This is a genomic window from Sediminicola sp. YIK13 (assembly GCF_001430825.1).
Taxonomy (GTDB): domain Bacteria; phylum Bacteroidota; class Bacteroidia; order Flavobacteriales; family Flavobacteriaceae; genus Sediminicola.
Window position 1 is genome coordinate 1,029,711 of sequence record NZ_CP010535.1, and the last position, 11,485, is coordinate 1,041,195.

General features: G+C 37.1%; 11 protein-coding genes. 3 read left to right on the plus strand and 8 right to left on the minus strand.

The annotated features are described in order from the left end of the window. The first annotated feature begins 96 nt into the window (after nt 1-96). On the plus strand, nt 97-423 hold the full coding sequence (locus tag SB49_RS04560) for a hypothetical protein (protein WP_062054279.1): 327 nt from the start codon (nt 97-99) through the stop codon (nt 421-423). 3 nt (nt 424-426) lie between these two features. Here SB49_RS04560 and SB49_RS04565 read toward each other — a convergent pair whose 3' ends face one another. The 4 genes from SB49_RS04565 to SB49_RS04580 form a co-directional block, all read right to left on the minus strand. Further along, nucleotides 427-1,308, minus strand: coding sequence for a YihY/virulence factor BrkB family protein (locus SB49_RS04565; protein WP_062054281.1), 882 nt, complete (start codon nt 1,306-1,308; stop codon nt 427-429). After that, nucleotides 1,308-1,823, minus strand: a complete 516-nt coding sequence (locus SB49_RS04570) for a DinB family protein (RefSeq protein ID WP_062054283.1) — start codon at nt 1,821-1,823, stop codon at nt 1,308-1,310. Before SB49_RS04570 ends, SB49_RS04565 begins: the two co-directional genes overlap by 1 nt. A 65-nt stretch (nt 1,824-1,888) precedes the next feature. Further along, nucleotides 1,889-2,368 (minus strand): Lrp/AsnC family transcriptional regulator, encoded by a 480-nt coding sequence (locus SB49_RS04575; RefSeq protein ID WP_062054285.1) that lies wholly within the window; start codon nt 2,366-2,368, stop codon nt 1,889-1,891. Nucleotides 2,369-2,482: 114 nt separating this feature from the next. After that, entirely contained in the window at nt 2,483-3,592 is a 1,110-nt protein-coding gene (locus SB49_RS04580) for a M14 family metallopeptidase (protein WP_062054287.1), read from the minus strand. A 296-nt stretch (nt 3,593-3,888) separates the two neighbouring features. Here SB49_RS04580 and SB49_RS04585 point away from each other — a divergent pair, with 296 nt between their 5' ends. Both SB49_RS04585 and SB49_RS04590 read left to right on the plus strand, forming a co-directional pair. Continuing rightward, nucleotides 3,889-4,299 carry a helix-turn-helix transcriptional regulator gene (locus SB49_RS04585; protein WP_062054289.1) on the plus strand — a complete coding sequence of 137 codons (411 nt, stop codon included), beginning with the start codon at nt 3,889-3,891 and terminating at the stop codon, nt 4,297-4,299. Between the two features lie 81 nt (nt 4,300-4,380). Then, on the plus strand, nt 4,381-4,758 hold the full coding sequence (locus SB49_RS04590) for a hypothetical protein (protein WP_062054291.1): 378 nt from the start codon (nt 4,381-4,383) through the stop codon (nt 4,756-4,758). 243 nt (nt 4,759-5,001) lie between these two features. On the opposite strand, the gene SB49_RS04595 is transcribed toward SB49_RS04590, so the two are convergent. From SB49_RS04595 to SB49_RS04610, 4 genes are all read right to left on the minus strand, one after another. Continuing rightward, on the minus strand, nt 5,002-5,961 hold the full coding sequence (locus tag SB49_RS04595; protein WP_062054293.1) for a sterol desaturase family protein: 960 nt from the start codon (nt 5,959-5,961) through the stop codon (nt 5,002-5,004). Nucleotides 5,962-6,047: 86 nt separating this feature from the next. Beyond that, on the minus strand, nt 6,048-6,482 hold the full coding sequence (gene mscL / locus SB49_RS04600) for a large-conductance mechanosensitive channel protein MscL (RefSeq protein WP_062054295.1): 435 nt from the start codon (nt 6,480-6,482) through the stop codon (nt 6,048-6,050). Nucleotides 6,483-6,490: 8 nt separating this feature from the next. Then, nucleotides 6,491-9,139 carry a DNA gyrase/topoisomerase IV subunit A gene (locus SB49_RS04605; protein ID WP_062054297.1) on the minus strand — a complete coding sequence of 883 codons (2,649 nt, stop codon included), beginning with the start codon at nt 9,137-9,139 and terminating at the stop codon, nt 6,491-6,493. A 31-nt stretch (nt 9,140-9,170) separates the two neighbouring features. Beyond that, nucleotides 9,171-11,024, minus strand: coding sequence for a DNA topoisomerase IV subunit B (locus tag SB49_RS04610; RefSeq protein ID WP_062054299.1), 1,854 nt, complete (start codon nt 11,022-11,024; stop codon nt 9,171-9,173). Nucleotides 11,025-11,485 lie beyond the last annotated feature (461 nt).

Sequence of the window (11,485 nt, forward strand, 5' to 3'; positions counted from 1 at the left end):
CTACACCTACTTAAAAGGGTGGTTTTACAACTCTTTCGATTCCGTAAGGAATAAATAACATAGCTTAGGATAAGAAACCATCCTAAAAACCAAACTATGTTACGCCGACTCGTAGACTACAAAAAATTGGACCATCAAGTAGCCAACCTTCTCATTGAAAAATATCCCCATGGATATGGAGATAGTGATATTATTTCCTTTAAGAACATGCATGGTGAAATTGTGGAAGCCGTAGAAGTAAAAACCAATGACACCCTTTACCTTGTAAAGATCAGTAAGTGTTTAGCACGATTTATTGCTGAATTTGATGATAAAATGGAAAAGGAATTAGAAATCAAACCTATCAAACCTCAGGTTATTGCCGGAGACGAAGAAACTGAGTATGAGTATGAAGATCGACTTGAAGAAGATTTTGAAGAATAGTTATTATTCTTCTTTGGTAGCTCTTTTGTTTGGCCCTACCTTTTCATTACGGTAGGCAGCGTATTGATAGGTAAATTCTGCGCCAAAGAATATGATGATACAGGTATAATATACCCATAACAGGATTAATACTACCGAAGAAGACCCTCCATATACTGATGTTGGATCACTTTTGGTAAAATAAAATCCTAAGAGGTACTCTCCTAACAGGAATAGGATGGTGGTGAGTCCGGCTCCATAAAAAGTAGTTTTCCATCGGATTTCAATATCCGGCAACCATTTAAAAATGGCACCAAACAAGCCCGTTATAATACAAAATGAAAGTAGAAAGCTCACTATATCTGCAAATATGGCCGCAATATAGGGTGCTATTTGACCTATATATTCACTCATAACATTTAACAAAACAGACAGCACCAAGGACACCAAAAATAAAAACCCCAAGACCAAAACCATTCCAAAGGAAATCAATCTGTCCAACAATGTTTTCATATAGCCTTCTTTTTTTGATTTCACGCGCCAAATAGCGTTCATCGTCTTTTTTAATTGAACAAAAACAGCGGTTGCACCAAACAGCAGCATGGCAACTCCAAGAATGAAGCCAAAAGTGCTACTCTGGTTGAGGGCAGCATTGGCAATCATCGCCTCTATAGCCTCGGACACCCCTTCCCCTATCAATCCCCCTAACTTTTGTACGATTCTTCCCTTCACGGCATCCACACCAAAAAAATATCCTGTAATGGTAACAACGATCATTAATAAAGAAGGAAGTGAAAATAAGGTGTAATAGGCAATAATGGCGCTTTTACCGAATGGATCTTCCTTATACCAAGAGGTAAATGTTTTTTTTAATAAGGAAAAGAAAATCTGTACTTTATTACTCATTACAAATAGCGGTTCTCTATAATGGCCTGATGATGTTTCTGATGTCCAGAAATAATTAATCCAGCTGCGCCAACACTCATTTTAGCACTGCTGGCCATACCAGTTCTTTTTAAACCCTCTTCTTCAAAGGTTTCGAATAGTGCAATAGTAGATTGCCTAACGGCCTTAAATTCTTTTAAAATACTTTCTCTGGTGCGATTGTTCGCTTTGGAAGCTGGCACATATTCATCTTGGTCAAAACCGGGTAAGGGGGTTTTATCATTTCTATAAAAACGAAATGCCCTATATTGAAAGACACGTTCAGTATCTATCAAATGTACCAATACCTCTAAAATGGTCCATTTTCCAACACCATAGGCATAGGTTAATTTCTCTTCCGGAATACTCAAAACTTGATTGACAAATTGGTCCATGCCCGTTCTCAATCCTTCCATTAATTCTACATCGCCCAAGGCTTTTATATAGGGTTGGTAATACGGATTGTAATCTGTAGTGCTTAAATCAGTTGTTCTCATTGTATAAAAATAAAAAATCCCAATCAAAGGTAATGATTGGGATGATTAATATAATTTAAAATTCGTTATAGCTCGTTGAAAATAGTGTGCATCAAACGCTTCTTATCATTAATGCTCTCTTCCAATGAAATCATAGTTTCAGTCCTACTAATCCCATCAATATCATCAATTTTAAAAATGATATTTTTAGCATGGTTCGTGTCTTTGGCCCTAATTTTACAGAAAATATTGAATTTCCCAGTAGTGATGTGTGCTACAGTTACAAAAGGAATTTGACTCAAACGCTCCAAGACAAATTTTGTTTGATGTGTTTTTTCCAGAAATATACCCACATACGCAATAAAGGCATAACCTAATTTAACGTAATCCAAGGTCAATGAAGAACCCTTAATAATACCTGATTCTTCCATTTTCTTCACCCTAACATGTACAGTACCTGCAGAGATCAATAATTTTTTTGCTATATCTGTGAACGGAGTTCTGGTATTATCTATAAGCATGTCCAGAATCTGGTGATCTATTTCGTCTAATTTAACTTTACTCATTGGTATAATTATTTTGAGCAAAAATAGACAATAAAGGAATTAAATGTAAAAAATAATCTCTTTTTTTATGAAAATCATAACGATTTGTTGATTTCAAACGATTTCATTCAATTTTTAGCTTATACAATTCAATAGTTTTTTATTGGCTTTTACGATTTTTGCATCATTTTCGTCAAGACAATTATATGTTTTGTGTCCAAAATAGTCATCAAGATGACCCGTCTTGTCAACAAACGGAATGAATTTTATGGTGTTCGATTCCAGTACCTCTTTATAAAGTATACCCAAATCCGAATTTTTCGGAAGTTCCTGCACTATTTGGTCCGCATTTTTAATTAATATGTCATAAAATAATTTGCTGTTTTCAGGAATTTCCAGGTACAAATGCTGGGGATATTGTTCTATCTCCGCTTTTGCAATGGTCTCTACCCCTTTCAGCATGGCATAAAAAATATACATTCTGGTATGTTCCCTATCATAATCATCCTCAAAATGTCCTGCCTCGAAAAGTATGGTGGGTGTGCCCAACATTTGAAATGCATCTCCCACACAATTATGATTAAAGCTATCATCATACCGACCTACTTGTCCAGGAATCAAATTTTGAACTAAACTGTTCATGGCTACAATCAACTGCATACTTATTCCCCTTGTTTTAGAAATACTCCTTTCCTCGTCATGGGCAGGGGACAAAAATGAAATGGTTGCGGGTTTTTGATTCATACCAACATTAAAGATGGTCCTTTGATCATGTAGGTTAAAGCAAAAGTGGGGCTCAAAAGCATCATAAACGGCTCTTAAAACCCTACTTTCTGGTTGTGACCTATCATGGGCATCCCTATTTAAATCGACCTCATTGGCATTTATACGTGTGTATGCTGCAGCCCCATCAGGATTTAGTATGGGGATAATTTTTAAGGTACATTCCTTGAGAATGGTTTTTGCAAGATCTGAGGGTTCCTTTAAATAGTTCAATAGATCTAAAACCGCCTTGGTAGTGGTGGATTCATTTCCATGCATCTGGGACCACATTAATATTTTTTTAGGGCCTGTACCAATCGTGACCATTTTAATTTTTTTCTGAAGTACAGAAAATCCTATTTCCTCGATTTCAAATTTTTTGGAATATAGGTTTAGAAATTTATCCACCTCTACATTTGTCACATATCTACCCGTAACCGTCTTTTCCTTTATCCTCGAATAATCCAAATTAAATGGTTGCATGTAATTCTGTCATTTATTTGTTTACAAAACTAACATCAAATACAATTACAATTGTAAACATTAAAAAAATACAATTGTATACAGCAGAATAGCGAATAGCGTTGCAATGACTCTTCTTTGTAAACACCTAAAACCTTTTAAATAGGCTAAATAAATAGTATCTATTTAAATACCATAATTTCAATACTTTAAATGTATTTTATTAAAGTGATAATATAATAAAGTGTAACGAATTTAGATATCTGATGGCTTGGAGTTGGATCGAAAATGATTACTTTTGTATTAAATATGTTACAATGTTAAACCAAGATGCATTTTTAAAAAGACTTGAACTCGTGATCCAGTATTATGACCTTTCAGCTTCTGCCATGGCTGATAAAATTGGGGTTCAGCGTTCCAGTATTTCACACTTGCTTACGGGGAGAAATAAACCGAGTTTGGAATTTGTATTAAAAATTGTACATGCCTTTCCAGAAGTAGATCTTTATTGGTTGCTTCATGGAGAAGGCAATTTTCCTTCAAATAAAAAGGAGGAGCAACCTGCCCAACTCCCTACCCCAGAAAAACCAAAAGCAAAAGAGACCTTCCTACCCGCAGCAGCCCCAAGGTTAGAAAACAATAAGAGCCCTTTGAATAAAACGGTAGAACGAATAGTTATTTTTTATGCGGATGGAAGTTTTTCATCTTATTTAGGAAACAAAGAATAGTACTCCTCTTTTAAAGGGTTTGTTTTAAAAGTTGTAAAAAGTTTCAATGGTAGATAACCGCAATTTTCTTTTCTTTGTGGTATGGTTAAAAATTCATTTTACTTTCTATTTTCTGTTATCTTATTCGTGTCATGTTACCAGCCGGAGCGCAACTGCACCCAGTTTAAAGAGGGGGAATTCAGCTTTACTTCTTTGGTGAACGGGGAAGAATTGACAACTACCTTCATTCGTAAAAACGGTATTGAAATAGACTATTTCCAAGGGAAGAGCGACACTTCTTCCGTGAGATGGATCAACGACTGTGAGTACATAGTGAAAAAGCTCAATCCAAATAACATGGCAGAGGAGAAATCGGTTCATATGAAGATCCTCTCTACTACCGACGACACCTATACCTTTGAATACAATATTGTTGGAGACAAAAAGAAATCCAGGGGAACAGCAACAAAAACAAATTAAACTGCTTTTGTTTTTTATTTGACATTGATGAACCCAACCATCATCACCATGTTATAAGAATACATGAGAAGACTCTATACCCTTGGTGCTACATAGCCTCATTTTATGATCTCCAAGAACCATAAGAAAGATGATGCAGTTGTCGAAACTGTGAGCAAACAGTAACAATATTTATACTGTACCAAAAACAAAAAAAAAGCCACTGAATATTCAGTGGCTTTTTTTTATACAATGCTCTATAACTTAATTTGGCCTACTATAAGCCAATTCCGGATTAACATCCTTATGTTCCTTAAAAAGTCGCTGTTGTTGCTTTACAGTTAATGTGCTGCCATCATGGCTCCAACCTGGAGGGCCAAAAATATACATCAGCGCATGTGAGAGTTTCTTGGATTTCTTTACGTCCTTATAAATGTCCTTAAACTCATGAGTAAGGATAACCATAGGATTATGGGAATCTGGCGCGTGAATCACCCCGTATTTAACATCTACATCATCATCCAATTCCTTCCAAGTACCAAATATTTTATCAAATATATTAAGAAAGCCTCCATGGTTTTTGTCCAAATATTCCACATTTTGTGCATGGTGTACTTGATGCATGGTATGGGTATTAAAGATCTTCTCTAAAAACCCCATTTTCGGGATATAGACCGAATGCAGCTGAAATTGCCACAACGCCTCAATACCCAAACAGACCACAACCATTTCTGGAGGGAATCCCAGTGCAGGCATCCACATATAAAATAAAGGCTTGTACAAAATGGTGAACCAGCCGTTTCTTACAGCGGTACCCAAATTAAAATTATCTGAAGAATGGTGTACAATGTGTGCAGCCCATAAAATACGGATTTCATGGTTTGCCCTATGGAACCAATAATAGGTAAAATCATCTGCTACTTGACAAAGAAGCCAAATGTACCACGCATATCCAAATGATTCATACCCTAAAATGTTTGTTCGTACTCCAGAAACATCTACGGGATTAAACAGCTCATAGGTAAATTCAAAGATTACAATGGCAGATATTACTTTAATTAACGGGGCTATAATAGCAGAACCAATACCCATAAAGCCACTGGCGGCAAAATCTTTCCACTCGTAAAGATCATCATCTCCGTGGGTTTTGCTGTAAGTTAATTCCAATAAGATAAAGGCAATAAAACAGGGGACTCCGTATACTAACGGATTGGTAAAATCCATAAAAACTTCTTTTTTTGTAAATATAACAATAAACTCGCGCTACTCTTCAATACTTTAACATCAACATATTAAATTAATTCAGGCTTTTATTTTTCTTTTATACTTCTCAATAGATTATTTTGCTCCTTCATTAATTTCTCCAAATTGGCCAGCAATTCTATATTTTTTGGGGTGGCCACTTCTTTATTTTTTGGATCTTCCGATTTGGATTTAAAGCGATTGATAAACTTGATGACCACAAATATGGTGAAGGCCACAATGATAAAGTCAATAAACACTTCGATCAGTTCGCCGTAGGCTATGGCCACTTCTTCTATATTATCCTGCTTTTCCCTAAGGATTAATTTTCTATCGGAATAATTTACACCACCTGTCAATAAGTTCAAAGGAGGCATGATCACCTTTTTCACTATAGCATCAACAACCTTGTTAAAGGCGGTACCTATGATGATACCAACCGCCATATCGATCATATTGCCCTTGATCGCGAAATTCTTAAATTCTTTAAAAAAATCTTTCATGGCAATGATTAGAATAATAAAGTCTGGCCCTCATCTTCTGGGTTAGATCCCTTGGGCTTCGTGGAGTTTGAAGTATCACCACTTCCAGAATCTAAGGGCTCTTCATCAACAACTTCCATATCCTCTGGCTTTTGCTCCTCTGGCTCTTCAAATGGTAATGGTTCCAATGCGTTTACACTCTTCACCTTTTCCGATGTTAGCACATTACCTAAAGCTTTTATTCCCTTAATAGCTATAAAATTTTCCAAATCAATTGTTTGGTTAGGTTTTGCGTCTTTGCCTCTAGGTTTGGTGAATTCTATTTCTACAACAGGTCTCCAGTCTGTGGAAATGAGTTCTAAGACCGACTTAGGGTGTTCAGAAATGAACAATTCCTCTTTGCCTTCACTTTCTATGACAAAGCGTTTAATATAATACTTCTCCTTTTCCCCTTCATAATAGACAGCGGATAATGGCTTTTCAGGATTCCATTTTTCCAATAAAATCATGTCTTCATCAAAATGCGTGGAAAGATCAGGTATCAAAGTTTTTGCAATTCCTTTTTGGGTTACAACAAGAAGCATGTCATCTCCCCTAAATTCCCCTAACAGGTCTCCCCTTCCATCTACATTGAGCCTTCTGACCACATCGTCGAACCAGATTTTTCTTGGCTTCAGGGTAGAAACACCCTTTTCTTTTAATTCCACACGTTTCACAGGGTATTTCGTGACAACATTCCCTTTAGAAGCCCTGCCTTTTATAAGTACATCGGCAAAATCGATATCCCATTTTATTTTTTTTATACTGCCAGCCTGCCTCAACAATACAGTAACCACTTCGGCCTCCCCATTAGGATTGGCGGTAAAGTACAATAGTTCCGAATTGGCCTTACCATTGGTCAGGTCATAAATCTTATCCCTGGTGATACTGGTGACATTAAATCGTTTTATATAACTGGGACCACCCTTCCCGTCCTTATAGATCATATTATAAATGGTACGCTTATCCTTTTTCTTAAAAACCGCTACATGAATAATATTTTTACCTATAAAAGTCTTGGCGTCCACCTTGGTGATCATCATTTTGCCATCTTTCGTAAAACAAATGATATCATCAATATCACTGCAATCGGTCACATATTCGTCCCTTTTTAGAGAAGTTCCCACAAAACCTTCTTCTTTGTTCACATAGAGTTTTGTATTTCGAATAACTACCTTGGTAGCTTCTATATCATCAAAAATTCTTATTTCAGATTTACGTTCCCTTCCTTTTCCGTATTTTTCCTTTAGACTTTTGAAATAATCAATGGCATATTCAATCAAATGCTCAAGGTGATGTTTTACCAGTGCGATTTTCTCTTCCAGACCTTCAATAAATTGTTGGGCCTTTTCCAAGTCGAACTTAGAAATCCTTTTGATCCGAATTTCTGTAAGTCGGACAATATCTTCCTCAGTTATAGCTCTTTTTAGATGGCCGACATGAGGCTGTAATCCCTTATCAATGGCCTTGATAACCCCCTCCCAGGTCTCCTCCTCTTCGATATCCCTATATATTCTTTTCTCAATAAAAATGCGCTCCAAAGAAGTAAAGTGCCACTGCTCCTCAAGTTCGGCAAGCTGTATTTCCAATTCCGCCTTTAATAGATCTACCGTATTATCAGTGGACCTTTTCAACATTTCAACCACTCCAATAAAAAGAGGTTTGTTGTCTTCTATAATGCAACCCAACGGTGAAATTGATGATTCACAGGCGGTAAATGCATAAAGGGCGTCAATGGTCTTATCAGGAGAAAGTCCACTTGGCAAATGCACCAAAATCTCTACATCCGCGGCAGTGTTATCCTCAATTTTTTTAATTTTTATTTTGCCTTTATCATTTGCTTTTAGGATGGAATCTATTAAACTGGAGGTATTGGTTCCGTATGGAATTTCGTTAATAACCAGTGTATTCCTGTCCAGTTGTGAAATTTTTGCCCTGACGCGAATTTTCCCTCCCCTGAGTCCTTCGTTATAATTGGTCACATCAATAATCCCTGCAGTCGGAAAATCCGGAAAGAGGGTAAAACGCTGCCCTTTTAAATGTTTGATTGAGGCGTCTATCAATTCAATAAAATTGTGTGGGAGTACTTTTGTGGAAAGTCCCACCGCAATTCCTTCGGCACCCGAGGCCAATAAAAGCGGGAATTTAACCGGAAGGTTTACAGGCTCTTTCCTCCTGCCGTCATAGGATTGCTGCCATTCTGTAATTTTTGGACTAAAAACAACTTCCAGTCCAAATTTGGAAAGCCTGGCCTCAATATATCTCGATGCCGCTGCCCCATCTCCAGTCAAAATATTACCCCAGTTACCCTGGGTATCGATCAGCAGATCCTTTTGTCCGATCTGCACCATGGCATCAGCTATACTGGCATCTCCGTGGGGATGGTACTGCATGGTATGCCCAACAACGTTTGCCACCTTGTTGTATCTACCATCATCAAGTTCCTTTAGAGCGTGCATAATCCTTCTCTGCACGGGTTTAAATCCGTCTTCGATAGCTGGCACGGCACGTTCTAAAATAACATAGGAAGCGTAATCTAAAAACCAATCTTTGTACATCCCTGTGACCTTGGTCAAGGAGTCCTGGGTGTTATCTAGGCTTTCATTAATTCCCTCATTTACTTCTTCATTCTCTTCCATTCAGAAAGATTCGTATTAATTTGGTTTATAATTAGTTGTCCTTAACAAGATCAAGTTCAACTTTAAGATTTTCTATGATAAATTTCTGGCGGTCGGGTGTATTTTTGCCCATATAGAATTCCAATAAACTCTCAATGGACAAAGCTTTATCCAACATCACGGGTTCTAAACGAATGTCGTCCCCAATGAAGTGTTGGAATTCGTCCGGGGAGATTTCCCCCAGACCTTTGAACCTTGTGATCTCTGGTTTTCCTGATAATTTTTCTATGGCGTCTTTTCGTTCTTCCTCACTATAGCAATAGATGGTTTCTTTTTTATTTCTCACCCTAAACAATGGGGTCTGCAATATATAAAGATGATTCTCCTTAATGAGCTCCGGAAAAAATTGAAGGAAAAATGTAATCAACAACAAGCGGATGTGCATTCCATCAACATCGGCATCCGTTGCAATTACTACGTTGTTATACCTGAGATCCTCCATAGATTCCTCTATATTCAAGGCAGCTTGCAATAAGTTGAATTCTTCGTTCTCGTATACAATTTTCTTGGACATGCCATAGGAATTCAATGGCTTTCCCCTAAGGCTAAATACAGCTTGCGTATTAACGTTCCTGGATTTGGTAATGGATCCGGATGCAGAATCTCCCTCTGTAATAAACAAGGTGCTCTCCAATCGTTTTTCGTTTTTCATATCCCCAAGGTGCACCCTACAATCCCTGAGTTTCTTGTTGTGCAAGCTTGCTTTTTTGGCGCGATCCTTTGCCAACTTCCGAATTCCGGAAAGTTCTTTTCGTTCGCGTTCTGCCTGCATGATCTTGCGCTGCAGTTTTTCTGCGGTATCCGGATTTTTGTGAAGGTAATTATCTAACTGCTTTCCAACAAAGTCATTGATATACGTTCTAACCGTAGGAAAATCGCCTCCCATATCTGTAGAACCTAACTTTGTTTTGGTCTGGCTTTCAAATACAGGCTCCATCACTTTAATCGCAATGGCGGAAATTATGGATTTTCGAATATCGGACGCCTCATAATTTTTGCCATAAAAATCACGTATGGTCCTTGCCAAGGCTTCCCTAAATGCAGATTGATGTGTCCCCCCCTGTGTGGTATGCTGACCATTCACAAAAGAATGGTATTCCTCGCTATATTGTGTTTTGCTATGTGTTAGGGCAACCTCAATATCCTCTCCCTTTAAATGGATTACAGGATAAAGCATATCATCTTTGGAATTGTTGTCCTCCAGTAAATCTTTTAAACCATTATCTGAATGGAATTTCTCCCCATTGAAAATGATTGTCAGCCCTGGGTTTAAATACACATAGTATTTGAGCATGCGCTCCACATACTCATTCCTGTATTTGTATTTTTTGAAGATAACCTCGTCCGGAATAAAGGAAACCTTGGTTCCTTTTCGTTTCGATGATTCCACAGGACCATCTTCGGAGACCAGATTACCTTGATGGAATTCTGCTGTTTTTAATTTGTTTTCTCGTGAGGATTCTACTTTGAAAAAAGTGGACAATGCATTGACTGCTTTTGTACCGACCCCATTTAATCCTACAGATTTCTTGAAGGCCTTGCTATCATACTTACCACCTGTATTCATTTTGGAAACTACATCCACCACTTTACCCAAAGGGATTCCCCGGCCATAATCACGGACACTGACCACATTATCCTTTATACTGATATCTATGGTCTTCCCTGCACCCATTACAAATTCATCAATACAGTTATCTAAAACTTCCTTAAGAAGAATATAGATACCATCATCTGCAGAAGATCCATCTCCCAATTTACCAATATACATTCCAGGTCGCATACGAATATGCTCCTTCCAATCCAATGAACGTATATTATCTTCGGTATATTGGGTATTTTCCATTAATTATGTATTTTAAGGCGCGTTGCTAATATAGGGAGTGTTCTAAAAAGATAAAAACACTACTTGTTAAAGTAATTAACAATAGCTTGTATTCATTTGTTGATATAGATTGTGTTCCAAGGGATTTCGATTTCAGCAACGGAAATCGAAAATCATAAATACTTGAAGGACCTAAATTAGAATATAGTAAAAATACAATAAACAAGCCTAATACTAAAACCGCATTTATAAAGATGTGACTAACTCAGGGCAGCAATAAAAATAAAAATGATTAAGCTCTTTTTAACTTGATCAATTTACGTTTTATAAGTTCAAAGTGCCAGATCAACGAAAAAGAAGCTGATATCAAATTTTAATCCAAATTGAGAAAATAATACAATGACGATAAAAAGATCTTATAGTATATGTTTGGCATAATTATTGTATAAAATATTCTATACCTGTATAGTATACTCTATACA